The sequence below is a fragment of the Streptomyces daghestanicus genome (assembly GCF_020521275.1).
Classification (GTDB): domain Bacteria; phylum Actinomycetota; class Actinomycetes; order Streptomycetales; family Streptomycetaceae; genus Streptomyces; species Streptomyces griseoviridis.
On sequence record NZ_BNDX01000002.1, the window covers coordinates 1,203,726 to 1,229,577 of the forward strand.

General features: G+C 73.0%; 22 protein-coding genes. 10 read left to right on the top strand and 12 right to left on the bottom strand.

What is annotated here, in order from left to right; all coding sequences use genetic code 11:
• Positions 1–28: 28 nt before the first annotated feature.
• The 3 genes from Sdagh_RS05265 (at position 29) to Sdagh_RS05275 (ending at position 3,337) form a co-directional block, all read left to right on the top strand.
• Positions 29–817 carry an electron transfer flavoprotein subunit beta/FixA family protein gene (locus tag Sdagh_RS05265; RefSeq protein WP_189422026.1) on the top strand — a complete coding sequence of 263 codons (789 nt, stop codon included), beginning with the start codon at positions 29–31 and terminating at the stop codon, positions 815–817.
• Between the two features lie 81 nt (positions 818–898).
• Positions 899–1,861 carry an electron transfer flavoprotein subunit alpha/FixB family protein gene (locus tag Sdagh_RS05270; protein WP_189422025.1) on the top strand — a complete coding sequence of 321 codons (963 nt, stop codon included), beginning with the start codon at positions 899–901 and terminating at the stop codon, positions 1,859–1,861.
• A gap of 189 nt (positions 1,862–2,050) precedes the next feature.
• On the top strand, positions 2,051–3,337 hold the full coding sequence (locus Sdagh_RS05275; protein WP_190077828.1) for a DUF6986 family protein: 1,287 nt from the start codon (positions 2,051–2,053) through the stop codon (positions 3,335–3,337).
• A 15-nt stretch (positions 3,338–3,352) separates the two neighbouring features.
• On the opposite strand, the gene Sdagh_RS05280 is transcribed toward Sdagh_RS05275, so the two are convergent.
• Entirely contained in the window at positions 3,353–4,393 is a 1,041-nt protein-coding gene (locus Sdagh_RS05280; RefSeq protein ID WP_189422101.1) for a LacI family DNA-binding transcriptional regulator, read from the bottom strand.
• Positions 4,394–4,672: 279 nt separating this feature from the next.
• On the opposite strand from Sdagh_RS05280, the gene Sdagh_RS05285 reads away from it, so the two are divergent.
• From Sdagh_RS05285 to Sdagh_RS05295, 3 genes are all read left to right on the top strand, one after another.
• Positions 4,673–5,626, top strand: a complete 954-nt coding sequence (locus tag Sdagh_RS05285; protein WP_189422023.1) for an ROK family protein — start codon at positions 4,673–4,675, stop codon at positions 5,624–5,626.
• A 91-nt stretch (positions 5,627–5,717) separates the two neighbouring features.
• Positions 5,718–5,906: a hypothetical protein gene (locus Sdagh_RS05290; protein WP_189422022.1), complete on the top strand. Its 189-nt coding sequence runs from the start codon at positions 5,718–5,720 to the stop codon at positions 5,904–5,906.
• Positions 5,907–6,039: 133 nt separating this feature from the next.
• Positions 6,040–7,083, top strand: a complete 1,044-nt coding sequence (locus Sdagh_RS05295; protein ID WP_189422021.1) for an NUDIX hydrolase — start codon at positions 6,040–6,042, stop codon at positions 7,081–7,083.
• A 147-nt stretch (positions 7,084–7,230) separates the two neighbouring features.
• On the opposite strand, the gene Sdagh_RS05300 is transcribed toward Sdagh_RS05295, so the two are convergent.
• Positions 7,231–8,586: a dipeptidase gene (locus Sdagh_RS05300; RefSeq protein WP_190077829.1), complete on the bottom strand. Its 1,356-nt coding sequence runs from the start codon at positions 8,584–8,586 to the stop codon at positions 7,231–7,233.
• A gap of 215 nt (positions 8,587–8,801) precedes the next feature.
• On the opposite strand from Sdagh_RS05300, the gene Sdagh_RS05305 reads away from it, so the two are divergent.
• Entirely contained in the window at positions 8,802–10,070 is a 1,269-nt protein-coding gene (locus Sdagh_RS05305; protein WP_189422019.1) for a geranylgeranyl reductase family protein, read from the top strand.
• Positions 10,071–10,143: 73 nt separating this feature from the next.
• Here the strand turns inward: Sdagh_RS05305 and Sdagh_RS05310 are convergent, their stop codons facing one another.
• Together Sdagh_RS05310 and Sdagh_RS05315 are read right to left on the bottom strand one after the other, a co-directional pair.
• A complete protein-coding gene (locus tag Sdagh_RS05310) occupies positions 10,144–10,878 on the bottom strand; it encodes a maleylpyruvate isomerase family mycothiol-dependent enzyme (RefSeq protein ID WP_190077830.1) in 735 nt (244 codons plus the stop codon).
• Between the two features lie 129 nt (positions 10,879–11,007).
• Positions 11,008–12,219 (bottom strand): MFS transporter, encoded by a 1,212-nt coding sequence (locus Sdagh_RS05315; RefSeq protein WP_370594864.1) that lies wholly within the window; start codon positions 12,217–12,219, stop codon positions 11,008–11,010.
• An 81-nt stretch (positions 12,220–12,300) separates the two neighbouring features.
• Between Sdagh_RS05315 and Sdagh_RS05320 the strand changes: the two genes are divergently transcribed.
• Positions 12,301–13,542, top strand: coding sequence for an ROK family protein (locus Sdagh_RS05320; protein ID WP_189422016.1), 1,242 nt, complete (start codon positions 12,301–12,303; stop codon positions 13,540–13,542).
• A 40-nt stretch (positions 13,543–13,582) separates the two neighbouring features.
• On the opposite strand, the gene Sdagh_RS05325 is transcribed toward Sdagh_RS05320, so the two are convergent.
• The 5 genes from Sdagh_RS05325 to xylA form a co-directional block, all read right to left on the bottom strand.
• Positions 13,583–14,962, bottom strand: coding sequence for a GH1 family beta-glucosidase (locus Sdagh_RS05325; RefSeq protein WP_190077831.1), 1,380 nt, complete (start codon positions 14,960–14,962; stop codon positions 13,583–13,585).
• 31 nt (positions 14,963–14,993) lie between these two features.
• The gene (locus Sdagh_RS05330) at positions 14,994–15,833 is read right to left on the bottom strand and encodes a carbohydrate ABC transporter permease (protein WP_189422014.1); all 840 of its coding nucleotides are present in this window, start codon (positions 15,831–15,833) and stop codon (positions 14,994–14,996) included.
• 5 nt (positions 15,834–15,838) lie between these two features.
• Positions 15,839–16,795 carry a carbohydrate ABC transporter permease gene (locus tag Sdagh_RS05335; protein WP_189422013.1) on the bottom strand — a complete coding sequence of 319 codons (957 nt, stop codon included), beginning with the start codon at positions 16,793–16,795 and terminating at the stop codon, positions 15,839–15,841.
• 12 nt (positions 16,796–16,807) lie between these two features.
• Positions 16,808–18,067, bottom strand: a complete 1,260-nt coding sequence (locus Sdagh_RS05340; protein WP_190077832.1) for an ABC transporter substrate-binding protein — start codon at positions 18,065–18,067, stop codon at positions 16,808–16,810.
• A gap of 111 nt (positions 18,068–18,178) precedes the next feature.
• Complete coding sequence (gene xylA / locus Sdagh_RS05345) at positions 18,179–19,351, bottom strand: xylose isomerase (protein WP_226534599.1); 1,173 nt, start codon at positions 19,349–19,351, stop codon at positions 18,179–18,181.
• A 282-nt stretch (positions 19,352–19,633) separates the two neighbouring features.
• Between xylA and yicI the strand changes: the two genes are divergently transcribed.
• Positions 19,634–21,904: an alpha-xylosidase gene (gene yicI, locus Sdagh_RS05350; protein WP_190078733.1), complete on the top strand. Its 2,271-nt coding sequence runs from the start codon at positions 19,634–19,636 to the stop codon at positions 21,902–21,904.
• 103 nt (positions 21,905–22,007) lie between these two features.
• Here the strand turns inward: yicI and Sdagh_RS05355 are convergent, their stop codons facing one another.
• Entirely contained in the window at positions 22,008–22,868 is an 861-nt protein-coding gene (locus Sdagh_RS05355; RefSeq protein ID WP_189425162.1) for an NmrA family NAD(P)-binding protein, read from the bottom strand.
• A 112-nt stretch (positions 22,869–22,980) separates the two neighbouring features.
• Between Sdagh_RS05355 and Sdagh_RS05360 the strand changes: the two genes are divergently transcribed.
• On the top strand, positions 22,981–23,670 hold the full coding sequence (locus Sdagh_RS05360; RefSeq protein ID WP_189425161.1) for a TetR/AcrR family transcriptional regulator: 690 nt from the start codon (positions 22,981–22,983) through the stop codon (positions 23,668–23,670).
• A gap of 127 nt (positions 23,671–23,797) precedes the next feature.
• On the opposite strand, the gene Sdagh_RS05365 is transcribed toward Sdagh_RS05360, so the two are convergent.
• Complete coding sequence (locus Sdagh_RS05365; RefSeq protein ID WP_189425159.1) at positions 23,798–24,301, bottom strand: DinB family protein; 504 nt, start codon at positions 24,299–24,301, stop codon at positions 23,798–23,800.
• Positions 24,302–24,479: 178 nt separating this feature from the next.
• Complete coding sequence (locus Sdagh_RS05370) at positions 24,480–25,682, bottom strand: cysteine desulfurase-like protein (RefSeq protein WP_190012232.1); 1,203 nt, start codon at positions 25,680–25,682, stop codon at positions 24,480–24,482.
• Positions 25,683–25,852 lie beyond the last annotated feature (170 nt).

The window sequence follows — 25,852 nt, forward strand, 5'->3', positions numbered from 1 at the left end:
GAAATGTCGACGCAGTAGGAGAGCCGGCGTGAGCTTGAGGATCGTTGTCACCGTGAAGTACGTGCCCGACGCCACTGGCGACCGGCACTTCGCCGATGACCTGACCGTCGACCGGGACGACGTGGACGGTCTGCTCTCCGAACTGGACGAGTACGCGGTCGAGCAGGCGCTGCAGATCTCGGAGAATTCCGACGACGACGTGGAGATCACCGTGCTGACGGTGGGTCCGGAGGACGCCAAGGACGCGTTGCGCAAGGCGCTGTCCATGGGTGCGGACAAGGCGATCCACGTCGAGGACGACGACCTGCACGGCACCGACGCCATCGGCACCTCCCTGGTCCTGGCCAAGGCGGTCGAGAAGGCCGGCTACGACCTGGTGATCTCCGGCATGGCCTCCACCGACGGCACCATGGGCGTCGTCCCCGCGCTGCTCGCCGAGCGCCTGGGCGTGCCGCAGGTCACCCTGCTCTCCGAGGTCTCCGTCGAGGACGGCACGGTGAAGGGCCGCCGGGACGGCGACGCCGCCTCCGAGCAGCTGGAGGCTTCCCTGCCGGCGGTCGTGTCGGTGACCGACCAGTCGGGCGAGGCGCGTTACCCGTCCTTCAAGGGCATCATGGCGGCCAAGAAGAAGCCGGTTCAGTCCTGGGACCTGTCCGACCTCGACATCGACGAGGACGAGGTCGGCCTGGAGAACGCCTACACGGTCGTGGAGTCGGCGGCGGAGCGCCCGGCGCGCACCGCGGGCACGATCGTCAAGGACGAGGGCGAGGGCGGCAAGCAGCTCGCCGCCTTCCTCGCGGAGCGAAAGTTCGTCTGACACCGCCTCGCGGGCCAGAAGTTCATCTGAGCCCCGCCCCGCTGACCGCCCAACGCCTTATCCGAGCAGGAGAGAAGTCCCATGGCTGAAGTTCTCGTCTACGTCGATCACGTGGACGGCGCCGTCCGCAAGCCGACCCTGGAGCTGCTGACCCTGGCCCGCCGGGTCGGCGAGCCGGTCGCCGTCGCGCTGGGCAACGGCGCCGGCGACACCGCCGCCGCCCTCGCCGAGCACGGCGCGGTGAAGGTCCTCACCAGCGAGGCCGCCGAGTACGCCGACTACCTGGTCGTCCCGAAGGTCGACGCCCTCCAGGCCGCCGTCGAGCAGGTCTCCCCGGCCGCCGTGCTGGTCCCGTCCTCCGCCGAGGGCAAGGAGATCGCCGCCCGCCTCGCGCTGCGCATCGGTTCCGGCGTCATCACCGACGCCGTCGACCTGGAGGCCGGCGACGAGGGTCCGGTGGCCACCCAGTCGGTCTTCGCCGCCGCGTTCACCACCAGGTCCCGTGTCTCCAAGGGCACCCCGGTCATCACGGTCAAGCCGAACAGCGCCGCCGTCGAGGCCGCCCCGGCCGCCGGCGCGGTCGAGGAACTGAGCGTCTCCTTCTCGGCCGCCGCGACCGGCACCAAGGTCACCGCACGCACGCCGCGCGAGTCGACCGGCCGCCCGGAGCTGACCGAGGCCGCGATCGTCGTCTCCGGCGGCCGTGGCGTCAACGGCGCCGAGAACTTCGGGATCATCGAGGCGCTCGCCGACTCCCTCGGCGCGGCCGTCGGCGCCTCCCGCGCCGCCGTGGACGCCGGCTGGTACCCGCACACCAACCAGGTCGGCCAGACCGGCAAGTCCGTCTCGCCGCAGCTGTACATCGCCTCCGGCATCTCCGGCGCGATCCAGCACCGCGCGGGCATGCAGACCTCGAAGACCATCGTCGCGGTCAACAAGGACGCCGAGGCCCCGATCTTCGACCTGGTCGACTACGGCGTCGTCGGCGACCTCTTCGACGTCGTCCCGCAGCTCACCGAGGAGATCAAGGCCCGCAAGGGCTGAGCGCCTCCCCAGGAGCCCGCACCGAGGCCCCCGTGACCGCCGTCCGCGGTCACGGGGGCCTCGGCCGTACGCGCCCGTCGGGCGGAACGGGTGTTGACCGGTGGGAAGATCGCCGGATAACTTCGCTCTACGGATTGTTGATTCCGTACAGCGGAAAATCCTTGGGAATGGGAACGAGGAGGGTGTGGCATGGGCCAGGAGAAGGTGGCGACGAGCCTCGGGAGCGCCGTGACCGAGGAGATCGGCGCCCGGCTGGCGCCGGTCGACGCGGAACTGGCCCGGCGCTACCCAGGGGACCCCGGCACCCGCCAGCCCGTCCACACCGTCTACGTCCCCGCCGACGCCTTCGCCGCGGACACCGTCCGCACCTGGGGAGACCGGGCGCTCGCCGCCCTCGACGCACACGCCCCGGACGCCGCCTCCCTCGCCGCCGTCCTCCGACTCCCCGACGACCTCGCCGAGCCGGTGTACACCCGCGTACGGGCCAAGCTGGAGCGCGAGCCCGTCGAGGACCTCCGGATCGACTTCGAGGACGGCTACCACGGCACGGACGAGGACCGGGACGCCGCCCGCGCCGCCCGGATCGTGGCCCAGGCGTACGAGAACGGCACGGCGGCCCCGTACATGGGCATCCGCGTGAAGTGCATGGAGGCCGCCGTCCGCGACCGGGGCATCCGCACCCTCGACATCTTCCTCACCGGTCTGATGGAGGCCGGCGGACTGCCCGACGGGCTGGTCCTGACCCTGCCCAAGGTGACCTACCCCGAGCAGGTCACGGCCATGGTGCGGCTCCTGGAGGAGTTCGAGGAGGCGCGCGGGCTCGCGCCGGGCCGGATCGGGTTCGAGATCCAGATCGAGACCAGCCAGTCCATCCTCGCCGCCGACGGCACCGCCACCGTGGCCCGCATGATCCAGGCCGCCGAGGGCCGCGCCACCGGCCTGCACTACGGCACCTTCGACTACAGCGCCTGCCTCGGCGTCTCCGCCGCCCACCAGGCCAGTGACCACCCGGCCGCCGACCACGCCAAGGCGGTCATGCAGGTCGCCGCCGCCGGCACCGGCGTACGGGTCTCGGACGGTTCCACCAACGTGCTGCCGGTCGGTCCCACCGCCCAGGTCCACGACGCCTGGCGGCTGCACTACGGCCTCACCCGCCGTGCCCTGGCCCGCGCCTACTACCAGGGCTGGGACATGCACCCCGGACACATCCCCACCCGGTACGCCGCCGTCTTCGCCTTCTACCGCGAGGGCTTCGAGCAGGCCGCCGCCCGGCTGGCCCGCTACGCCAGCCGCACCGACGGCGACGTCATGGACGAGCCCGCCACCGCCAAGGCGCTCAGCGGCTACCTGCTGCGCGGCCTGGACTGCGGCGCCCTCGACATCGGCGAGGTCGCCCGGCTGACCGGGCTGACCCGCGCCGACCTGGAGGGCTTCTCGGCGCCGAGGCGCGGCGACCTCACCGCCCCGGCGCGCTGAGCCGTCCCCGGGCGGTCAGGGCGCGGGCGGCAGCTCGCCCGACCCCCGGGCGATCAGCCGGGTCGGCAGCTCGATCCGCTCGGGGACGAGCAGGTCCCCGTCCAGCTGGCCGAAGAGGCGCTCCGCGGCGGTGCGGCCCAGCGCCGCCGCGTCCTGGGCGACGACGGTGAGGCCGGGCCGCAGCAGCTCGGCCAGCTCGATGTCGTCGAAGCCGACGAGGGCGACGCCGTGCGGGTGCTCGGCCAGCACCCGGATCACGGTGACGGTCACCCGGTTGTTGCCGGTGAAGATCGCGGTGACCGGGTCCGGGCCGGTGAGCATCTCCTCGGCCGCCCGGCGCACCCGCTCCGGGTCGGTGACGCCCAGCGACATCCAGGACTCCCGCACGGGTATGCCCGCGTCCTCCATGGCGGCCCGGTAGCCGCGCAGCCGCTCGGCGGCCGTGTGGATGCGGGGCATGTCACCGATGAAGCCGATCCGGCGGTGGCCGTGCGCGATGAGGTGGGCGACGCCGTCCCGGGCGCCGCCGAAGCTGTCGCTGAGCACCACGTCCGCGTCGACGTGCCCGGCCGGACGGTCCACGAACACCGTCGCCACCCCGGCCTTCAGCTCCGGCTCCAGATACCGGTGGTCGTCGCCGGCCGGGATCACCACCAGCCCGTCCACCCGCCGCGCGCACAGCGCCAGCACCAGCTCCTGCTCGCGCTCGGGGTCCTCGGCGCTGGACCCGTTGATGAGCAGGGCGCCGTGGGCGCGGGCCACCTCCTCCACGGCCCGGCTGAGCGGCCCGTAGAACGGGTCGGCGAGGTCCTCCAGCACCAGCCCGATGCTGGCGGTGCGGCCCTTGCGGAGCACCCGCGCGCTGTCGTTGCGGCGGAAGCCGAGGGCGTCGATGGCCTCCTGCACGCGGCGCTCGGTCTCCGGCGTCACCCCCGGCTCCCCGTTCACCACCCGGGACACGGTCTTCAGGCCGACGCCCGCGCGGGCGGCGACGTCCTTCATGGTCGGACGGTTGCCGTACCGGTTCCCGCTGCTGCGGTGCCGGGGGCGGGCCATGTCGGTCACGGGGGGAAATCCTGTCCTGTCGTCCACGGGTTCGCGACGGCTCCTGTCGTCCAAGGCGGGCGGCTGGGCCCACGGGGGGCGTGTCTGAGGGTTGTATGAGGATGTGTGGCGTCGAGCATAGAGCCTGGACAACGTTGTCAGATCGGGTGGACACTGTCCTTCGCACTCCGCGGTCCGCGCGTCCGTCGCGTGACCGGCCTGTCGCCGTGTCCGCCACGCGCCCGCCGCTGTGCCCGTGTTGTCGAAGGCTGACGGGGAGAACCGACTCTGATGGACACCGACCTCGTGGCCGCGCTGGACATCGGCGGCACCAAGATCGCCGGTGCGCTGGTGGACGGTGACGGCCGGATTCTGGTGCGCGCCCAGCGCCCGACGCCCGCCCGGGAGGACGGTGACACCGTGATGGGGGCCGTCGAAGAGGTGCTCGGCGAGCTGACGGCCGCCCCGCTGTGGGGCCGTGCCACGGCCGTCGGCATCGGCAGCGCCGGGCCGGTGGACGCCTCGGCGGGCACGGTCAGCCCGGTCAACGTCCCCGGCTGGCGCGGGTACCCGCTCGTCGACCGGGTCCGGGCGGCGGCCGGCGGACTGCCGGTCGAGCTGATCGGCGACGGGGTGGCGATCACGGCGGCGGAACACTGGCAGGGCGCCGCCCGCGGGCACGACAACGCGCTGTGCATGGTGGTGTCGACGGGCGTCGGCGGCGGTCTGGTGCTGGGCGGCCGGCTGCATCCCGGCCCGACCGGCAACGCGGGGCACATCGGGCACATCAGCGTGGACCTCGACGGGGACGCGTGCCCGTGCGGGGCGCGCGGCTGCGTGGAACGCATCGCGAGCGGCCCCAACATCGCGCGGCGCGCCCTGGAGGGCGGCTGGCGCCCCGGCGCCGACGGGGACACGTCCGCCGCCGCGGTGGCCGCCGCGGCCCGCGCGGGCGACCCGGTCGCCGTGGCCTCCTTCGCGCGGGCGGCCCAGGCCCTGGCCGCCGGCATCGCGGCCACCGCGACCCTCGTCGAGATCGACATCGCGGTGATCGGCGGTGGCGTGGGCAAGGCGGGCGAGATCCTCTTCGCACCGCTGCGCCGGGCCCTCGCCGAGTACGCGACGCTCTCCTTCGTACGCCGCCTGACGGTCGCGCCGGCCCGGATGGGCACCGACGCGGGCCTGGTGGGAGCGGCCGCGGCGGCGCTCACCCGGACGGCCGGGGTGAGCGCGGCGGGGGTCTGAGGGGGCCGGGAATCCGCCGTGTCGGGCGCGGCGCGTGCCGACGGCGCGGACGGGCAGTGACTCCCGGGGCACCGCGGCAGTTGAACCCGGCATGAAGAAGCGCAGCATGCTCGCCATCGCCTCCCTCGCCACCGGATTCGTGGTCGCCGCCGTCACCCCGTCGCACGCCCTGGGCGGACTGCCGGTCGACCTGAACAAGGCGACCGACGCCCTCAGCACCCTCGACATCAGCCAGGACAGCCTGGCCCCGCACGACGACAAGGACACGCGCGAGGACTGACCGCGACGGCCGGTACGGCGCCGGCACCCCGGCAGGGGACCGGCGCCGTTGCCGTGCCCCCCTCAACTGGGGCTGGTTTCCGTGGCAGGGTGGAGCGGGCAAGCCACAGGGGGCCAACAGAAGAGGGGGACCTGTGACCGTCGTCTGGATCAACGGCGCGTTCGGTGCGGGGAAGACGACCACCGCACGGGAACTGATCGACCTGATCCCGAACAGCACGCTCTTCGACCCCGAGGTCATCGGCGGAGCGCTCGGACATCTGCTGCCACCCAAACGCCTCGCCGAGGTCGGGGACTTCCAGGACCTCCCGATCTGGCGGCGGCTGGTGATCGACACGGCGGCCGCGATGCTCGCCGAGCTGGGTGGGACGCTCGTGGTCCCCATGACCCTGCTCCGCCAGGAGTACCGCGACGAGATCTTCGGCGGCCTCGCCGCCCGCCGGATCGCGGTCCGGCACATTCTGCTCACTCCGGCCGAAACGATCCTGCGGGAACGCATAGCCGGCCGCGAGGTCCCACCGGACCCGCCGGACGGCGAGATACGCGTACGGCAGTGGTCGTACGGCCAGATAGAGCCCTACCGGGCCGCCCTCGGCTCCTGGCTGATGGCCGACGCCCACCCCGTCGACAACAGCGTGCTCACCCCGCGCCAGACCGCCGCCCGGATCGCCGAGGCGGTCGACACCGGCGCCGCGCCCGCCTGCGACATCGTGCAGACCCCGGAACCCACGGCCGAGACCCTCGCCGCCGGTGTCCTGCTCTTCGACGAGCACGACCGGTTCCTGCTGGTCGACCCGACCTACAAGCCCGGCTGGGAGTTCCCCGGCGGTGTCGTCGAGCCCGGTGAGGCCCCCGCCCGCGCGGGTGTCCGGGAGGTCGCCGAGGAGACCGGCGTCCACCTCGACGACGCGCCCTCCCTGCTGGTCGTCGACTGGGAACCGCCCACGCCTCCTCGGTACGGGGGGCTGCGGCTGCTCTTCGACGGTGGACGCCTCGCTCCCGCGGAGGCCGGGCGGCTGCTGCTGCCCGGACCCGAGCTGCGCGGCTGGCGGTTCGTCACGGAGGAGGAGGCGGCGGGGCTGTTGCCCCCGGTGCGGTACGCGCGGCTGCGGTGGGCCCTGCGGGCGCGGGAGCGGGGGGCCGCGCTGTATCTGGAGGCGGGGGTGCCGGTGGGGTGAGTTCCGCGGCCACGGGGGTGGTGGGGGGCCGCTGCGCGCCGCGTGCGGGTGGTGGGGGCCGGCGGCGCAGTTCCCCGCGCCCCCTGGGGCGTCGCGCCGCCGGCGGTGGTCAGGTCCCCGGGCCCGGCCCCCGCCGGCGGTGACCGGCTAGTTGCCCGCGTAGTTGCGCAGGAACAGGGCCTCCGCGACCGACAGGCGTTCCAGTTCCGCGGGGGAGACGCTCTCGTTCACCGCGTGGATGCGGGCCTCCGGCTCGCTCAGGCCGATGAGGAGGATCTCCGCGTCCGGGTAGAGGCCGGCCAGGGTGTTGCACAGCGGGATCGAGCCGCCCTGGCCGGCGTAGCTCATCTCCTGGCCGGGGTACGCCGCCGCCATCGCGTCCGCCATGGCCTGGTACGCCGGGCTGGTCGTGTCGGCACGGAACGGCTGGCCCTGGCCGACCTGCTCGACGGCGACCCGGGCGCCCCACGGCGTGTGCGCCTCCAGGTGGGCCCGGAGCAGCTTCACGGCCTCGGTGGCGTCCGTGCCCGGCGGCACCCGCAGGCTCACCAGGGCCCGCGCGCCGGCCTGCACCGAGGGCGTCGCGCCCACCACCGGCGGGCAGTCGATGCCCAGCACCGTGACGGCCGGCCGGGCCCAGATCCGGTCGGCGACCGTGCCCGAGCCGATCAGCTCCACGCCGTCCAGCACCCTGGCGTCCGCGCGGAACTGCTCCTCCGCGTACTGGAGCCCGTCCCATGTGCCGTCACCCGCCAGCCCGTCGACGGTCGTCGAACCGTCCTCGGCGCGCAGCGAGTCCAGCGTGCGGATGAGCGCCGCGAGCGCGTCGGGGGCGGCGCCGCCGAACTGCCCGGAGTGCAGGCTGCCTTCGAGGGTGTCGACGGCGACGCGTACGAGGGTCATGCCGCGCAGGGTCGTGGTGACCGTCGGCAGGCCGACCCGGAAGTTGCCCGCGTCGCCGATGACGACGGTGTCGGCCGCGAGCAGCTCCGGGTGCTGCTCGGCGTACCGCTCCAGGCCGCCCGTGCCCTGCTCCTCCGAGCCCTCGGCGATCACCTTGACGTGCACCGGCACACCGCCGTTCGCCTTCAGCGCGCGCAGCGCCAGCAGGTGCATGATGACGCCGCCCTTGCAGTCGGCCGTCCCCCGTCCGTACCAGCGGCCGTCGCGCTCGGTCAGCTCGAACGGCGGAGTGGTCCAGCCCGCCTCGTCCAGCGGCGGCTGCACGTCGTAGTGGGCGTAGAGCAGGACCGTCTTCGCGCCCTCGGGGCCGGGCAGGTAGCCGTACACCGACTGTGTGCCGTCCGGGGTGTCGAGCAGGGCCACGTCCTCGAAGCCCTCGGCGCGCAGCGCGCCCGCTATCCAGGCGGCGGCGGCCTCGCTCTCACTCCTCGGGAACTGGTCGAAGTCGGCCACCGACCGGAAGGCCACCAGCTCGGTGAGTTCGGCCTTCGCCCTCGGCATCAGGGCGGCGACGGTCTCGGCGACCGGATTCGACGACATGGGCACGCTCCTTGTGGGTGCGACGTTGTACTGATGACCACGCGCCGACCACTTCCGTTTACGACGTGTTCGCGCGTGATCGTGCGGTGCGGCCGCGTCCTGTGCGAGCAGGGCGCCCTGCCGTGCCGATCCTCCCACAGTGGCCTGCGGCGATGCCCACCGTAGGATGCGGGGGACAGGTGCGGCATGCGGTTTGATCGGAGCAGTAGACCATCGTGAGCAGCGAGAACTCTTCGGCGGACGACGCGGGTCAGGTGTGGGACGTCGTCGTGGTGGGCGCGGGACCCGCGGGGGCCTCGGCCGCCTACGCGGCGGCGGTCGCGGGACGCCGCGTGCTGGTGCTGGAGAAGGCGGACCTGCCCCGCTACAAGACGTGCGGCGGCGGCATCATCGGTCCCTCGCGCGACTCCCTCCCCCCGGGCTTCGACCTGCCCCTCAAGGACCGCGTGCACGCGGTGACCTTCACCCACAACGGCCGTTTCACCCGCACCCGCCGCTCCCGGCAGATGCTGTTCGGGCTGATCAACCGGCCCGAGTTCGACGCGCAGCTCGTCGAGCACGCGCAGAAGGCGGGCGCCGAGCTGCGCACCGGCGTCACCGTGTCCCGGGTCGAGCAGCACGGCTCGGCGGTTCCCGACCGGCGGACGGCCGCCGTGGTGCTCCAGGGCGGCGAGACCGTGCTGGCCCGGGCCGTGGTCGGCGCGGACGGCAGCGCGAGCCGGATAGCGGCGCACGTCGGGGTCAAGGTCGACCAGGTGGACCTGGGCCTGGAGGCGGAGATCCCGGTCCCGCAGCCGGTCGCCGAGGACTGGAAGGGCCGGGTCCTCATCGACTGGGGCCCGATGCCCGGCAGTTACGGCTGGGTCTTCCCCAAGGGCGACACCCTCACGGTCGGGGTCATCTCGGCCCGCGGCGAGGGCGCGGCGACCAAGCGCTACCTGGAGGACTTCATCGGCCGCCTGGGCCTCGCCGGTTTCGAGCCGAGCATCTCCTCCGGCCACCTCACCCGGTGCCGGACCGACGACTCGCCGCTCTCCCGGGGCCGGGTCCTGGTCTGCGGGGACGCGGCGGGGCTGCTGGAGCCGTGGACCCGGGAGGGCATCTCCTTCGCCCTGCGTTCGGGTCGGCTCGCGGGGGAGTGGGCGGTGCGGATCGCCGAGGCGCACGACGCGGTGGACGCCCGCCGCCAGGCGCTGAACTACGCCTTCGCCGTCAAGGCCGGGCTGGGCGTGGAGATGAGCGTCGGCAAGCGGCTGCTGGCGGTGTTCGAACGCCGTCCGGGACTCTTCCACGCGGCGCTGACCGGCTTCCGTCCGGCCTGGAACGCGTTCCGGGACATCACCCGGGGCGCCACGACCCTCGCCGAGCTGGTCCGCAGCCACCCGGTCGCGCAGCGCGCCCTGGCCGTCCTCGACCGCCGCCCGGCGGACGGCACCGGCCCGGACCCGGCGGACGGCACCGCCGCGGAGCCGGCGACGGAGTAGGCGCCCGCCCCCGTCCCGACCGGCGTGCGGCGCCCCCCGGCCGGCGGCTCGAAGACGTACGCCGGTCCCGCCCTCAGCCCACGCCGGACGTCCGGCGCCACAGGTCGGCGAGGGAGGCGTCGCCGGTCACCTCGGGCAGGGGACGCCGGTTCCACAGGGCGAGGTACAGCGCCCCGGCGGGGCCGGCGATCTCGCACTCGGCGTCCGCGGTGGCGCCGCGTTCGGTGACCGGCGGTTCCCCGGACAGCCGTACCGTCCACACCGCGTCCGGCACGTCCGTCGCCCGGACCCGCAGGACACGGGGCTTCTCGCTGCGCACCCGGCTCCGCTCACGGGCGTGCATCCCGCGCAGCAGTTCGTCGATGCCGTCCGCCGCGAACTCCGTACCGACGTCCGAGGGGGTGCCCGCGGCGGCCGACTCGGCGTCGAACCGGTGCACGGCCGTCTCGTGTGCCTGCCGCCGGGCCCAGAAGGCCAGCGGGGCGGGGGCGGGCAGGAAGTGCCAGCAGTCGACGTCCGGCGCGGCGGCGGCGAGGGTGTCGACCAGATGCCGGTGGCCCGCGCGGAACCAGTCGGTGAGCGCGGTGCCGTCCAGGTCCGGCGGATCGGCGATCGGGCGGGGAGCGGTGTGCCCCTCGGCGACGAAGGACGCCGCCCAGCGGTGCACCGCCCCGGTGTGCCCGACCAGGTCCCGTACCCGCCAGCCGGGGCAGCCCGGTACGTCGGCGTCGCTTCCGGCCCGCTCGGCGGCGGCGGCCATGAGCCGGCCCTCGCGGTCCAGTGTCTCGATGAACTCGGCGGTCTCCATGAGCGGTGAGTCTGCCGGACCAAGTCCCGCCGGGCGAACGGGTTTTCGATGATCGGTGACCGCCCGCAGAGGTGTCTCAGGGGTGCCTCGGGGGCGGGAGGTCCAGGCCCCGCCCAGGGAGCGCGGTGGTCAGCCCGACGCCATCGCGCGCCGGTTCAGGGACGTGACCGCCACCGCCACCGCGGCCAGCACCGCGACGCTGGTGAGCGCGGCCGGGAGGGACCACCAGTCGGCCATGAAACCGATCGCGGGCGGCCCCAGCAGCATGCCGCCGTAGCCGAGCGTCGAGGCGGTCGCGACACCGCCGGGGCCGCCGAGCGCCCCGGCCCGCTCGACGGCGACCGGGAAGATGTTGGCGAGTCCGAGTCCCGTGATCGCGAACCCGAACAGCACCGCCCACACCGAGGGCGCCAGAGAGCCCAGCAGCATCCCGGCCACGGCGACGGTGCCCCCGGCCACCACGGTCGGCGTCCGGCCCAGGCGTTCCAGCAGTGTCGTGCCGGTCAGCCGGCCCACGGTCATGGCCAGCGCGAAACAGGAGTACCCCACCGCCGCCACGCCCGGCGCGGCACCGAGGTCCTGCTCCAGGTGGAGGGCGCCCCAGTCGGCCATGGCGCCCTCGCCGTAGGAACTGCACAGGGCGATCAGCCCGAAGGTGACGACCACCCGGCGGGTACGGGCGTCCGGCCGGGGCCGCGCGGCGCCGTCGTCCCGGACCGGGCGGGCCGGCGGCGCGGGCGGCGCGCAGCGCAGCAGGACGGGCCCGGCGACCAGGGTGACCAGCAGGCCGACGACGGCCAGGCCGCACAGGTGCCACGTCGGCGACAGCGTTCCCGCGACGAGGCCGCCGAGCCCCGCGCCGACCATGCCGCCGAGGCTGAAGGCGGCGTGGAAACTGGGCATGATCGGCCGGCGCAGCACGTTCACCAGGTCGACGGCGGCGCTGTTGAAGGCGACGTTGATCCCGCCGTAGGCGCTGCCGAAGACCAGCAGGACGGCGCCCAGGGCGAGCGCGGAGTGGGTGAGCGGGGGCAGCGCGACGCTGAGGCAGAGCAGCACGGCGCAGACGACGGTGACGGGATGGCTGCCGTAGCGGCGGCAGAGCCGGCCGGTCAGGGTCATGGTGACGACCGCGCCCGCCGACACGCCGAGCAGCGCCAGTCCCAGCGCGCTGGCGGAGGCGCCGGTCTGCTCCTTGATGGCGGGGATGCGCACCACCCAGCCGGCGAAGACGAAGCCGTCCAGGGCGAAGAAGGCGGTCAGGACGGAACGGAGGCGGACGAGTTCGGCGGGGGGACCCGGCACGTCCTTGTGCGAACGGGTTTTGTTTATCAGCGGCACAAAGTGAGAGTAGGAGCACCCCCCGGACCGGGCAAGGGGGCGCCGGGCGGCCCCCCGGCGTCGCATACGCTCGACAGCACGATGATGAACAACCTGACCCCCCTGGAACCGAAGGCCGACAAGGCCACGGTCAGACGGCACAACCTCAGTCTGGTCCTGAGGGCCGTGCTCGACGCGGGGGAGGCGACCAGAGCGGGTGTCGCCACGCACGTCGGACTGACCAGGGCGGCGGTCTCCTCCCTGGTCGAGCAGTTGCTGGAGTACGGCTTCGTCACGGAGTGGGGCAAGACCAGCAGCGGCCAGGTCGGACGGCCCGGCACCGTCCTCAAGGTCTCCCGGTCCGGCCCCGCGGGCCTCGGCGTCGAGATCAACATCGACTTCATCACCGTCTGCGTCGTCGACCTCGCCGGCACCGACCGGGTCCGGCTCGTGGAGCACGTCGACAACCGGGGCGTCCAGCCCTCCGAGGTGCTGGCCCGCGCGGCCCGGCTCGCGGCCCGTGCCATCGGCTCGGCGGCCGAGCAGGACCTCGCGCCGGCCGGCGTCCACGTCGCGCTGCCCGGCCTGGTCACCGGCGGCAGTGTGCGCCAGGCCCCCAACCTGGGCTGGCAGCGGGTCGCCGTGGAGGGCCTGTTCGCGCAGGCCCTGCTCGCCCTGCGCCCCGACCGGCGCCCGCTGCCGGTCAGCTCCGACAACGAGGCCAACGCCGCCGCCCTCGCCGAGCTGTGGTTCGGCGCCGGCACCGAGGGCGTCCGCTCCTTCCTGTACCTGACCGGGGAGATCGGCATCGGCGGCGCGCTGGTGCTGCAGGGCGAACTGCTGCGCGGCGCGCACGGCTTCGCCGGGGAGATCGGGCACATGGTGGTCGACCCGGACGGCCCGCTGTGCCGGTGCGGGGCGCACGGCTGCCTGGAGCAGTACGCCGGTCAGGCCGCCCTGCTGCGGGCCGCCGGCATCGACGCGGACACCGGTGTCCAGGGCGTCGCCGAACTGGGGCGCCGCGCCCGGCGGGGCGAGCCGGCCGCGTGCGCGGCGATCGAGGGGGCGGGGCGGCGGCTCGGCGCGGTGGTCTCCGGCGCGGTCAACCTCTTCGACCCCGAGGCGGTGATGCTCGGCGGCGTCTACCGGGAGCTGATCGACTGGCTGGCCCCGGCCGTCGACCGGGAACTGGCCCGCCGGGTGGTCTCCGGGCTGTGGAGCGAGGACGGCAAACGGCTGCGGGCCGCGTCCTCGCTGGGGGACGCGGCCCGGGGCGCGGCCGGCGTGATCGTCCGCGAGGTCCTGGAGGACCCGGCGGCGTACGCGGAGCGCGGCGGGGCGTGACGGCGGGGGCCGCCCGCGAGGACGGCCCCCGCCCGCCGGATCACCGCCGGTGGGCGGCGATCAGCTCCTGATAGAAGCGGAAGCTGTCCTTCGGCGTGCGCTCCTGGGTCTCGTAGTCGACCCGGACGAGACCGAACCGCTTGTCGTAGCCGAACGCCCACTCGAAGTTGTCCAGCAGCGACCAGACGTAGTAGCCGCGGACGTCCACACCCGCGTCGATCGCCGCCTTGAGCGCGGTCAGGTGGCCGCGCAGGTACTCCACCCGGTCGCTGTCGTGCACCGCGCCGTCCTCGGCGACCGTGTCGTGCTCCGCCGAGCCGTTCTCGGTGATGTGGACGGGCGGCAGGGCGTCGCCGTACTGCTGCTTCAGCCGCACCAGCAGGTCGGTGAAGGACTCCGGCACCACCGGCCAGTTCATCGCGGTGTGCCGGACACCGGGGAGCGTGACCTCCTCGTACCGGTTGTCGGTGGCCACCCGCAGCGCCGGGTCGGCCTCGCGGTGCGGGGCGTCGGCGACCACGATCGGCCGGTAGTAGTTGACGCCGAGGAAGTCCAGCGGCTGGGAGATCAGCTCCAGGTCGCCGTCGCGGCGGAAGTCCGCGCCGGTGATCAGCTCCCCCCAGGTCTCCTCCTCGGTGGCCGGGTAGCGGCCCGCGAGGATCGGCTCGGTCCACACCAGGTTGTGCTGGGTGTCGGCGCGGACCACGGCCGCGAGGTCGGCGGGGGAGTCGGTGGCGGGCAGGTTGCGGTCGAGGTTGAGCGTGATTCCGACCTCGCGCACCCCGGCCGCGCGCAGCGCCTTGACCGCGAGACCGTGCCCGACCAGCAGGTGGTGGGCGGCGGCCAGCGCGCCCCGGCCCTCCTTGGCGCCCGGCGCGTGCCGGCCGATGGAGTAGCCGAGGAAGGCGCTGCACCACGGCTCGTTGAAGGTGATCCAGCGCGGTACCCGGTCACCGAGGTGCCCGGCGACGACGGCCGTGTACTCGGCGAACCGCTCCGCCGTCTCCCGCACCCGCCAGCCGCCCCGGTCCTCCAGGGCCTGGGGCAGGTCCCAGTGGTAGAGGGTGGCGGCCGGCTCGATGCCCGCCTCCAGCAGCTCGTCCACCAGCCGTGAGTAGAAGTCCAGGCCCTTGGCGTTCACCGGGCCGGAACCCTCCGGCACGATGCGCGGCCAGGCGATCGAGAAGCGGTACGAGTCCACCCCCAGGTCGCGCAGCAGCGTCACGTCCTCGGGGTAGCGGTGGTAGTGGTCGCAGGCCACGTCGCCGGTGTCGCCGTTCGCCGTCAGGCCGGGCGTGTGGCTGTAGGTGTCCCAGATCGACGGTCCGCGGCCGTCCTCGCGCACCGCGCCCTCGATCTGGTACGAGGCGGTCGCGGCACCGAAGACGAAGCCGGACGGGAAGACGGGGAGTTCAGTCATGCGGGCTGACCCATTTCCTTTGCGGTGGACGTCACTTGACGGAACCGCCGGCGATACCGGCGGCGATGTACTTCTGGGCGAGGACGAGCAGGATCGCCGCCGGGACCGCCGACAGCACCGACGCGGCCATCACCGAACCCCAGTCGCCGACGTGCGCGCCGATGTACTGGTAGATGCCCAGGGTGACCGGCTTGACCTCGTCGGTGGTGTTCAGGGTGAGCGCGAACATGAAGTCGCTCCACGAGAACAGGAACGCGAACAGTCCCGACGTGATCAGGGAGTTGCGGCTCATCGGCAGCACCACCTTGAGGAAGGTCCGCACCGCGCCGGCGCCGTCGATCTGCGCGGCCTCGATCACCTCACCGGGGATGGACACCATGAAGGAGCGCATCAGCACGATGGAGAACGGGATGCCCAGCGAGGCGTCCGCCAGCATCAGGCCGAAGTAGGAGTTGACCAGGCCCAGGTCGACGTACGAGTTGTAGAGCGCGTTGGCGATGACGATGCCCGGCACCATCTGGGTGATCAGCGTGCCGAAGACGATGGTCTTCGAGCCGCGCAGCCCGAACCGGGCCAGCCCGTAGGCGGCCGGCGCGGCGATCGCCAGGCAGATGACGACCGCGCCGAGCGAGACCACCAGCGAGGTCAGCAGATGGCCGCCCTGGTCGGAGATGGCCTTGGAGAAGCCGGACAGGTCCAGGCCGCCCGGCACCGGGTCGACCTTGAGCAGGCCGGACTCCGGCTGGAGCGCGGTGTTGAGCATCCAGTACAGCGGGAAGAGCATCACGCACAGGATCAGCACACCGGCGATCGTGGAACCCCAGCGGCGCCTGGGCGCGGCGGTGGGTGCCGTGGTGGTCTGCGAGGCCATGGACGTCACTTCCCCTCGGTGCGGTTGGCCCGCAGGTAGAACACCGCGAACACCGCGGAGATCAGGATGAGTACGTTGCCGACGACCGCGCCCGCCCCGAAGTCCAGCTGGACGAAGGAGTTCTGGTAGGTGAGCGTGCCCAGGGTCTGGGTGGCGTCGGCGGGTCCGCCGTCGGTGAGGGCGAGGATCAGGTCGAGGATCTTCACCGTCGACATGAAGCCCAGCACCAGGACGACGGTGACCACCGGCTTGAGCATCGGCAGGGTGACGGACCGGAACGTCCGCCAGGCGGAGGCGCCGTCCAGGGCGGCCGCCTCGTGCAGCTCCTTCGGGATCTCCTGGAGACCGCCGTAGAGGATGACCATGTTGAACGGGATGCCGATCCAGATGTTGACCAGGATCACGGAGAGCAGGGCCATGTTCGGGCTGGTCAGCCACGGGGTGTGGCCGCTGCCCAGGCCGACGGTGTCCAGGAAGGTGTTCAGTACGCCGGTGTCCTGGTCGAGGATGCGGCGCCAGACGATGCCGGACACCACCATCGGCACGAGCCAGGGCAGCAGGATCAGCGAGCGCAGCACCCCGCCCAGGGGGAAGCGCCGGTTGAAGAAGACGGCGAGCGCCAGGCCGATGCAGAACTGGCCGAGCAGCGAGCCGGCCGTGAACACCAGGGTGTGCCACAGGGCCTTGCCGAACAGCGCGTCCTGGAAGACGTTCGACCAGTTGTCGGTGCCGTTGAACGGGGACTCACCGGTGAAGAACGTCTTCGGCGTGTAGTGCTGGAAGCTCATCACGACGTTGCGGACGAGCGGGTAGCCGAAGAACAGCAGCATGAAGACGACGGCGGGGGCGACGAAGCCCCACTGCGCGAGCCTGCGGCGGCGCCGGAGCCGGTTCGGGTCCGCAGCGGTGGCCGGCTTGGCCGCTCCGGCGGCCGGTGTCGCGGTGACGGTGGGCGTGGTCATGGGTCGCGTACCTCAGTTCCCGCTCGTGGCCCGCTGCTGGGCGCGCTTCAGGGCGGCCTCGCTGGACTCGCCGGTCAGAGCCGACTGGAAGGCGCTCTGCAGGGCGAGCGACACGCTCGACCAGCCCGCGCCCAGCTGGGCGGTACGGGACCGGGCGACGGCCACCTGGTCGGCGAGCGCGTCCAGCTCCGGCACCTTCTCCCGCCAGACGGCGGCGGCCTTGGAGTTGGCCGGCACCATCCAGCTGTTGAGCGCGTACGTGAGCTGCTCCTGCTGGCTGGAGAGACAGGCGACGATCTTCCCGGCCGTCTTCTCGCGCTGCTCGTCACCGGTGTTGGGCACGGTGAGGATGGCGCCGCCGAGCGGGCCGACCGAGTCGTCGCCGGCCTTCGGCACCGGGATCTGCGCGATCTCCCAGTGCAGGGACTTGTCCGTGTTGAGGGTCTCCACCTGCCACGGACCGTTGATCATCATCGCCGCGTTGCCGGCCATGAACTGGTCGTTGACGTCCGCCTGCGTCCAGTTGACCGTCGACTTCGACAGCGAACCGTCCGCCAGCAGCGCCTTCCAGTAGTCCAGCGCCTGGGCCACCTGCGGGCTGTCCAGCTTCGACTCGTCACCGCCGTTGGACCACATGAACGGCATGAACTGGAAGACGCCGTCCTCCGCGCCACCGGCGCTGAGCGCCAGTCCGTACCGCTTGCCCTGGGTGAGCTTCTTCGCGGCCTCGCGCAGTTCGTCCCAGGTGGTGGGGACGGGGACGCCGGCCTGGTCGAGCAGGTCCTTGTTGTAGAAGAGCGCGAGGGTGTTCACGGAGCGCGCGGCCCCGTAGTACGTCCCCTTGTACGAGCCGAAGTCGACGATGCCCTCGGGGATGTCCTGGGTGCTCAGGCCGATGGACTTGAGGTCGACCAGTCCGCCGGCGTCGGCGAAGGTCGGCATCTCGGAGGCGTCGAACTGGATGATGTCCGGGAGCGACTTCGAGGAGGCCATGCGCAGCGCCTTGGTCATGACCTGGGCGGCGGGGACGCTCTGCTGCTCGATGGTGACGCCGAGCTGCTTGCCGCAGCGGGCCATCGCCTCCGCGTCCCAGCGGTGGTAGGACTCGTCGGTCGAGGAGTTCATCACGGTGTACACATCGGCGTCGGGTTGCTGCCCGCAGCCGGTCAGTGCCGCCCCGGCGACCAGGACGGAGACGGCGGCGATCGGGGCTGCGGCTGTGCGTGAGCGACGGCGCCGGCGAGGCGCGGCGGCCGGAGGGTGTGCTGTCACGGTGGGTGCCCTTGAGTGCGAGGGAGTGCCGGCCCGCCCGCGCGACCACGGTGTCACGGGGCGGATGCGATGAGGTCCGCGGGCACCGGCCGACCCGCGGACCCGAGGGGGTCAGCCTCGGACGCCGAGGAGGTGGTCCATGGCGAGCTGGTCGAGGTGTTCGAAGGCCATCCCCCGGGCGGCGGCGGCCTCCGCGTCGAACGTCTCGTAAGCCGACCGGTCGGCCAGCAGCCCGGCCAGTCCGTCCTCGGCGGTCGGCCGGGCCAGCTGGTCCAGCCGCGAGGCCGCCAGCGCCTCACGCACCTCCGGGTCCGCACGGAACGCCGCCGCCCGCTCCTTGAGGATCAGGTAGTTGCGCATACAGCCCGCCGCCGACGCCCACACCCCGTCGATGTCCTCCGTGCGCGGCGGCTTGAAGTCGAAGTGCCGGCACCCGTCGTACCCGGCCGACTCCAGCAGATCCACCAGCCAGAACGCCGACCGCAGATCCCCCGCCCCGAACCGCAGGTCCTGGTCGTACTTGATCCCCGACTGACCGTTCAGATCCAGATGGAACAGCTTGCCCGCCCACAGCGCCTGCGCGATCCCGTGCGGGAAGTTCAGCCCCGCCATCTGCTCGTGCCCCACCTCCGGGTTCACCCCGAACAGCTCCGGACGCTCCAGCCGCTCGATGAACGCCAGCGCGTGCCCCACCGTCGGCAGCAGGATGTCCCCCCGCGGCTCGTTCGGCTTCGGCTCGATCGCGAACCTCAGCTCATACCCCTGCGAGGTCACGTACTCCGCCAGCAGATCGAAAGCCTCCTTCATCCGCTCCAGCGCGTCCCGCACGTCCTTCGCCCCACCGGACTCCGCACCCTCACGCCCGCCCCAGGCCACATACACCTCGGCACCCAGCTCCACCGCCAGATCGATGTTGCGGACCGTCTTGCGCAACGCGAACCTGCGCACGTCCCGGTCGTTCGCCGTGAACGCACCGTCCTTGAACACCGGATGCGTGAACAGGTTCGTCGTCGCCATCGGCACCTTCATGCCCGACGCGTCCAACGCCTGCCGGAACCTCTTCACCCGCGCCTCACGCTCCGACTCCGACGCCCCGAACGGAATCAGGTCGTCGTCATGGAACGTCACCCCGTACGCGCCCAGCTCCGCCAGACGCCGCACCGACTCCACCGGATCAAGCTCCGGCCTCGTCGCGTCCCCGAACGGATCCCTGCCCTGCCATCCAACGGTCCACAGACCGAACGTGAACCTGTCCTCGGGAGTGGGGTTGAAGCGCTTCGACATCGTGCGGCCCTTGCTGTCGTACCGTCGGCTCCCACGCCGGACGGTTTTGTTTGATGGCATGACTAATACGTCACGGAGCCGCTTCCGCGCTAGCCCCCCAGGCGACCCTTCGCTCCGTGAGTGCCTCGTTCCCTTCGGTGAACAGGCCAGTTCAAGGCCGGTTCACCGGCGAAAAGGCTGGGCCGAAGCCCTTCCGCGCTGATTTGTTTTGTGTACGATCAAAATGCTCCTGAGACGTCACGCACTGCTATCCGACCGCTCTCGCCCCACCCGAGGAAGATCATGAAGTTCACCGACGGCTTCTGGCTCGTCCGCGAGGGTGTGCACCTCTCGTACGCCACCGAAGTACGCGATGTCCGCGCCCAGTCGAAGCGCTTCACCGCGCATGCCGCCGTGAAGAAGGTGACACGGCGGGGCGACACACTCAACGCTCCGCTCATCACCGTCGACTGCTTCTCGCCGGCCGAGGGCGTCATCGGCGTCCGGGTCACCCACCACGCGGGCAGGCGGCACCCCGGTCCCGGCTTCGCGCTCCACGAGGCGGCCGGCGGTGCCGGCGAGGTGCGTCAGGACGGCACGGTCACCGAGCTGACCAGTGGCCCGCTCACCCTGCGCCTGGACCGCTCCGGCCCCTGGGGCCTCACCTTCCATGACGCGGACGGCCGGGAGCTGACCCGGGCGGACGCCAAGAGCACGGCGTTCGCCACCACCGGCGACGGCGCCCACCACATGCTGAGCCGCCTCGCGCTCGGCGTCGGGGAGAACATCTACGGCCTCGGCGAGCGCTTCACCCCGTTCGTCAAGAACGGCCAGGTCGTCGATGTCTGGCAGGCGGACGGCGGCACCAGCAGCGAGCAGGCGTACAAGAACATCCCGTTCTACCTCTCCTCGCGCGGCTACGGCGTCTTCGTCAACCACCCCGGTGCCGTCTCCTTCGAGGTCGGCTCCGAGTCCGTCGGCCAGGTGCAGTTCAGTGTCGAGGACCAGACGCTGGAGTACTACGTCGTCGCCGGCCCCACCCCGAAGGACGTCCTGGGCCGCTACACCGCCCTCACCGGCCGCCCCGCCCTGCCGCCGGTCTGGTCCTTCGGCCTCTGGCTGAGCACCTCCTTCACCACGTCCTACGACGAGGCCACCGTCACGTCCTTCGTGGACGGCATGGCCGAGCGCGGCATCCCGCTCTCCGTCTTCCACTTCGACTGCTTCTGGATGCGCGAGTACCAGTGGTGCGACTTCGAGTGGGACCCGGACGTCTTCCCCGACCCCGAGGGCATGCTCAAGCGCCTCAAGGAGAAGGGGCTGCGCATCAGCGCCTGGATCAACCCCTACATCGCCCAGAAGTCCCCGCTCTTCGACGAGGCGGCGGAACTCGGCCACCTGGTCCGCAAGCCGAACGGCGACGTGTGGCAGTGGGACCTGTGGCAGGCCGGCATGGGCCTGGTCGACTTCACCAGCCCCGACGCCCGCGCCTGGTTCCAGGCCAAGCTGAAGCCGCTGCTCGACCAGGGCGTGGACTGCTTCAAGACCGACTTCGGCGAGCGCATCCCCACGGACGTGGTCTGGCACGACGGCTCCGACCCGGAGCGGATGCACAACTACTACACCCACCTCTACAACCAGACCGTCTTCGAACTCCTGGAGCGGGAGCGCGGCCGGGGCGAGGCCGTCCTGTTCGCCCGGTCCGCGACCGCCGGCGGCCAGCAGTTCCCCGTCCACTGGGGCGGCGACTGCTGGTCCTCCTTCGGCGCGATGGCCGAGTCCCTGCGCGGCGGCCTGTCCCTGTCGCTGTCCGGCTTCGGCTTCTGGAGCCACGACATCGGCGGCTTCGAGGGCACCCCCGACCCGGCCGTCTTCAAGCGGTGGCTCGCCTTCGGCCTCCTCTCCTCGCACAGCCGGCTGCACGGCTCCTCCTCGTACCGGGTGCCGTGGGAGTTCGGCGACGAGGCGGTGGACGTGGCCCGCCGCTTCACCCTCCTCAAGCACCGCCTGATGCCCTACCTGTACGGCGCCGCCGCCGAGGCCCACCGCACCGGCGTGCCGATGATGCGGCCGATGGTCCTGGAATTCCCCGGTGACCCGGCCTGTCGCCCGCTGGACCGGCAGTACATGCTCGGCCCCGACCTGCTGGTGGCGCCGGTGTTCAGCGAGGATGGCGAGGTCGAGGTCTACCTGCCCGAGGGCACCTGGACCCACCTCCTCAGCGGCGAGCGGGTCACCGGACCCGCCTGGCGCACCGAACGCCACGGCTTCGACAGCCTCCCGCTGTACGTCCGCGAGGGCGCCGTGCTGCCGCTGGCCGCCGACGACCAGCGGCCCGACGGCGACTGGCTGGACACCCCGACGCTGCTCGTCCACCCGGCCGCAGGGGCCGACTACGCGGCCGAGACCGTCGTACCGGACGCGACGGGCGTCCCCGCCGCCACGTTCCGTGTGCGGCGCGAGGGTGAGGTGCTGCGGGTCACCGCCGAGGGCACCGACCGGCCGTTCGCCGTCCAGGTCGCCGGTGGTGCGCACGCCGAGGGCACGGGCGAGGTGACGGTGCCGCTCGCCTGACGGCGAGGGCGGTACCTGAGCCCCGGGGGCCGCCCCCCGGGGCTCACTCGTGTGCCGGGGGTGCGGGCGGGGTGCTCGGGTCTCCCGCCCCGGGGGGTGCCGCTCAGGCCGCCAGGGTCTCGCGCAGCACCGTCCGCAGCGAGACGGGTTCGCGGCCTATGAGGGTGGCCAGGGTCGGGTCCACGGTGGCGAACTCACCGGCGCGGGCGGCGGTGAAGATGCCCAGCAACTGCTCGGCCGTCTCCGCAGGCACGCCCCGGCCCGTCATCTGCTCCCGCCACTCGTCGTCCGGCACGGTGAGGCGGGTCATGGCCCGGCCGGTCACTTGACCGGCGGTCCGGGCGACCTCGTCGAAGCCGAGCGCCGTGCTCCCGGTGAGCGGCGGGGTGGGCCCGTCGAAGCGGCCCTCGTCGGCCAGGACGACGGCGGCCGCCTCGGCGAGGTCGGCGTGCGCGGTCCAGGCGAACGGCCCGTCCGCGGGGAGCGGGAGCCGGCCCGAATCGACCCCGAACGAGGCGAAGTGGGCCGCGCTGGCGGCGTAGAAGCCGTTGCGCAGCGAGGTGAAGGGCACGCCGCAGGCGCGCAGGGCCTCCTCGGTGGCGGCGTGATCGCGGCACGCCTGGAAGCGCGACGAGGGGCTCGCTCCCATCTGGCTGGTGTACAGGATGCGGCGGGCCCCCGCCGCGACGGCTCCCTCGATCGCCGCGAGGTGCCGCTTGACGCACTCCTCGCCCATCGCGTCGACGGAGACGAGGAGCACCTGCGCGGCGCCCTCGAAGGCGTGGGCGAGGCTCGCGGCGTCGGTGAAGCTGCCCTGCCGCACCCGTACCCCGCGGTCGGCCAGCGCCCGCGCCTTCTCCGGGTCGCGGACGCTGACGCCGACCCGCTCGGCGGGCACGCGGGTCAGCAGCCGCTCGACGATCTGCCGGCCCAGCTGTCCGGTGGCTCCGGTCACGATGATCATGATGCGCTCCAGTGGCATGGCGAAGGGGGTCCCGCTGGATGGTTCCAGTGGAAACAGTAAAACGGTAACACTGGAAATAACGATGGCACCAGTGATGCCGTATCTTTGATCCATGTCCACTCGTGAGGAGACCCGGCAGCGGGTCATCGACGCCGCCATCGACCTGCTGACGCGGGAGGGGCGGGACGCGGTCACCACGCGCGCGGTCGCCGACGCGGCCGGTCTCCAGCCGCCGGCCATCTACCGGCTCTTCGGTGACAAGGAGGGACTGCTCGACGCGGTGGCCGAACACGGTTTCACGGAGTTCCTGGCGAGCAAGCGGGTCGACCCGGACCCGCCGGACCCGATCGCGGACCTGCGGGCGGGCTGGGACGTGGCGGCCGAGTTCGGACTGTCCCACCCCGCGCTGTTCACGCTGATGTACGCCGAGCCGAGCCGCACCGCCTCACCGGCCTTCGAGGCCGGCATGCGCATCCTGATGGGCCGGATACGGCGGCTCGCCGCGGGCGGCTGGCTGCGCGTCGAGGAGCGGCTCGCGGCGCAGATCATCCACGCCACCGTGCGCGGCGCGGTGCTCACCTGGCTGTCCCTGCCGGAGGACCGGCGCGACCCCGCCCTGCTGACCGCCCTGCGCGAGGCCATGGTCACCGCCGTCACCCATCAGAAGCCGGCGGTGCGGGAGAAGGGCCCGGCGGGCGCCGCCCGCGCGCTGCGCGCCGCGCTCTCCGACCAGGAGACCCTCAGCGGCGCGGAGCAGCACCTGCTCAGGGAGTGGCTCGACCGGCTGGCGGCGGAGGGCTGAACCGCCGGGAGGGGAGAGCGCCGAGAGGGGACGCCCGGCGGGGGGCGCCGGGAAAGGGGGGCGCCAGGGGGTGGTGCCTCGGAAGAGGGCGCGCCGGCGGGGAGGACGTGGCCCGGCCGAGGGGGTGTCAGTCGCCCGTCGTGCCGTCGGCCAGCTCCCGGAGGATGTCCACGTGGCCGTTGTGCCGGGAGGTCTCCTCGATCAGGTGCATGAGAATCCAGCCGAGGGTGACGCGCACCCCGTCCCGGACCGTCCGCCGGGCCGGGGCCGACAGGTCGGTGGCGGCGACCAGGTCCCGGTACCGGGCGCTCTGCTCCTCGTACTCCGCCAGCAGTTCGGTGAGGGGACGCTCGGCGCCCATGCGCATCTCGCGGTCCGGGTCCTCCTCGGTCCAGGGGACCCGGCTCTCCGCCCCGAGGAAGACCACCTCGAACCAGTAGTACTCGACCCAGCGCAGATGGCTGATCAGCCCGCCCAGGGTCATCAGCGGTGATCCCGGCAGCGGGGCCCGGCCGGCGTCCTCGGGGGCCAGTCCCGCGCACTTGGCGACGGCGGTGGCCCGCGCGTAGTCGAGGAAGGTCGTCAGCAGGGAGCGCTCGTCCCAGGCCGGGGGCAGGTCGGTCCGTGTCATCCGGCCATGATCGCAGCAGCGGTCGGGGCTGGAGCCACCGCGGCCTCCCGGTCGAGGCTCCGGCCACCGCGGTTCTCCTGTCGCCGCTGCTTCCCCGCCGTGACTCCAGCCACAGCGGCTTCCCCGCCGTGACTCCAGCCACAGCGGCTTCCCCGCCGTCCGGTCCCGGCGGCGGGCCCTACGCGTCCAGCGCCGCCAGCGCCTCCAGCAGCCGGTCGACGTCCTCCGCGCTGCTGTACGGCGCCAGACCCACCCGCACCCCGCCCTCGTCGCCGAGGCCCAGCGCCCGCGCCGCCTCCACCGCGTAGAACGATCCGGCCGGGGCGTCCACGCCGTGCCCCGCCAATCGCCGGGAGACTTCCGCGGGACGGTGGCCCGTGACCGTGAACAGCAGGGTCGGGGTACGCCGTCCGGCCCGCGCGTACACCGTGATCCCGCCCCGCTCCGCGAGCCCTCGCTCCAGCCGCGCCCGCAGCGTGTCCTCGTGCGCCTCCAGCGCGGCGAAGGAGGCGAGCAGCCGCTCGCGCCGGGTGCCCCGGGCCTCGGGCTCCAGCTCGGCGAGGAAGTCCACCGCGGCCCGCGCGCCGGCCAGCAGTTCGTAGGGGAGGGTGCCCAGTTCGAAACGTTCCGGCACGGTGTCGGCGGACGGCAGCAGCTTGTCCGGGTGCAGCGACTCCAGCAGTTCCGCGCGGCCGGTCAGCACGCCGAGATGCGGGCCGAGGAACTTGTACGGCGAGCAGACCAGGGTGTCCGCGCCCAGCGCCGCCAGGTCCACCGCCGCGTGCGAGGCGTAGTGCACCGCGTCCACGTGGAACAGCGCCCCCGCCCGATGCGCGAGGGCGGCCAGCGCCGGCAGGTCCGGCCGGGTGCCGATCAGGTTGGATGCGGCGGTGACCGCGACCAGCCGGGTGCGCGGCGACAGCACCGCCGTCAGGTGCTCGGGCAGCAGCTCTCCCGTGGCCGGGTCGAACTCCGCCCACCGCACGGTCGCCCCCGCCGCCTCGGCGGCCTGCGTCCACGGCCGGATGTTGGAGTCGTGGTCGAGCCGGGTGACCACCACCTCGTCGCCCGGCCCCCAGCCCTTGGCCAGGGTCCGTGCCAGGTCGTAGACGAGCTGGGTCGCGCTGCGCCCGAAGACGACCGTGCCGGGCGAAGTGCCGAGCAGGTCGGCGAGGGCCGCCCGTGCCTCGGTGACGATGCGGTCCGCGTTGCGCTCGCCCTCGGTGGTCGTGCCCCGGTTGGCCAGCGGGCCGGTCAGCGCCGCCGCGATCGCGTCGATCACCGGTTGCGGGGTCTGGGTGCCGCCGGGCGCGTCGAACCGGGCGGTCCCGGACTTCAGGGCGGGCACGCGGGCGCGGATCGCGGCGACGTCGAGGGCCATGGCTCAACTCCAGGAGGGCTTCGGGGCTTCGAGGACGGCGGGGGAGCGGCGGACACGGTCCTCTGGCCCAGTGGCGTCGGCCTTGCGGGGGTGAGGCCGCGCCCGCGTCCCCGGCCACATGATCGCAGCCCCTGCCGGAGGCCCGACAGGGGCGGGGAGCGGACCGTTCC

What these genes read in the sequence shown, in the direction of transcription:
- Sdagh_RS05335 (WP_189422013.1), bottom strand. Translation starts at nt 16,795, where the DNA reads ATGACCACGCCCACCGTCACCGCGACACCGGCCGCCGGAGCGGCCAAG.
- Sdagh_RS05370 (WP_190012232.1), bottom strand. Translation starts at nt 25,682, where the DNA reads ATGGCCCTCGACGTCGCCGCGATCCGCGCCCGCGTGCCCGCCCTGAAG.
- Sdagh_RS05355 (WP_189425162.1), bottom strand. Translation starts at nt 22,868, where the DNA reads ATGATCATCGTGACCGGAGCCACCGGACAGCTGGGCCGGCAGATCGTC.
- Sdagh_RS05365 (WP_189425159.1), bottom strand. Translation starts at nt 24,301, where the DNA reads ATGACACGGACCGACCTGCCCCCGGCCTGGGACGAGCGCTCCCTGCTG.
- Sdagh_RS05285 (WP_189422023.1), top strand. Translation starts at nt 4,673, where the DNA reads ATGGACACCGACCTCGTGGCCGCGCTGGACATCGGCGGCACCAAGATC.
- yicI (WP_190078733.1), top strand. Translation starts at nt 19,634, where the DNA reads ATGAAGTTCACCGACGGCTTCTGGCTCGTCCGCGAGGGTGTGCACCTC.
- Sdagh_RS05290 (WP_189422022.1), top strand. Translation starts at nt 5,718, where the DNA reads ATGAAGAAGCGCAGCATGCTCGCCATCGCCTCCCTCGCCACCGGATTC.
- Sdagh_RS05360 (WP_189425161.1), top strand. Translation starts at nt 22,981, where the DNA reads ATGTCCACTCGTGAGGAGACCCGGCAGCGGGTCATCGACGCCGCCATC.
- Sdagh_RS05330 (WP_189422014.1), bottom strand. Translation starts at nt 15,833, where the DNA reads ATGGCCTCGCAGACCACCACGGCACCCACCGCCGCGCCCAGGCGCCGC.
- Sdagh_RS05325 (WP_190077831.1), bottom strand. Translation starts at nt 14,962, where the DNA reads ATGACTGAACTCCCCGTCTTCCCGTCCGGCTTCGTCTTCGGTGCCGCG.
- Sdagh_RS05320 (WP_189422016.1), top strand. Translation starts at nt 12,301, where the DNA reads ATGATGAACAACCTGACCCCCCTGGAACCGAAGGCCGACAAGGCCACG.
- Sdagh_RS05275 (WP_190077828.1), top strand. Translation starts at nt 2,051, where the DNA reads ATGGGCCAGGAGAAGGTGGCGACGAGCCTCGGGAGCGCCGTGACCGAG.
- Sdagh_RS05310 (WP_190077830.1), bottom strand. Translation starts at nt 10,878, where the DNA reads ATGGAGACCGCCGAGTTCATCGAGACACTGGACCGCGAGGGCCGGCTC.
- Sdagh_RS05270 (WP_189422025.1), top strand. Translation starts at nt 899, where the DNA reads ATGGCTGAAGTTCTCGTCTACGTCGATCACGTGGACGGCGCCGTCCGC.
- xylA (WP_226534599.1), bottom strand. Translation starts at nt 19,351, where the DNA reads ATGTCGAAGCGCTTCAACCCCACTCCCGAGGACAGGTTCACGTTCGGT.
- Sdagh_RS05300 (WP_190077829.1), bottom strand. Translation starts at nt 8,586, where the DNA reads ATGTCGTCGAATCCGGTCGCCGAGACCGTCGCCGCCCTGATGCCGAGG.
- Sdagh_RS05280 (WP_189422101.1), bottom strand. Translation starts at nt 4,393, where the DNA reads ATGGCCCGCCCCCGGCACCGCAGCAGCGGGAACCGGTACGGCAACCGT.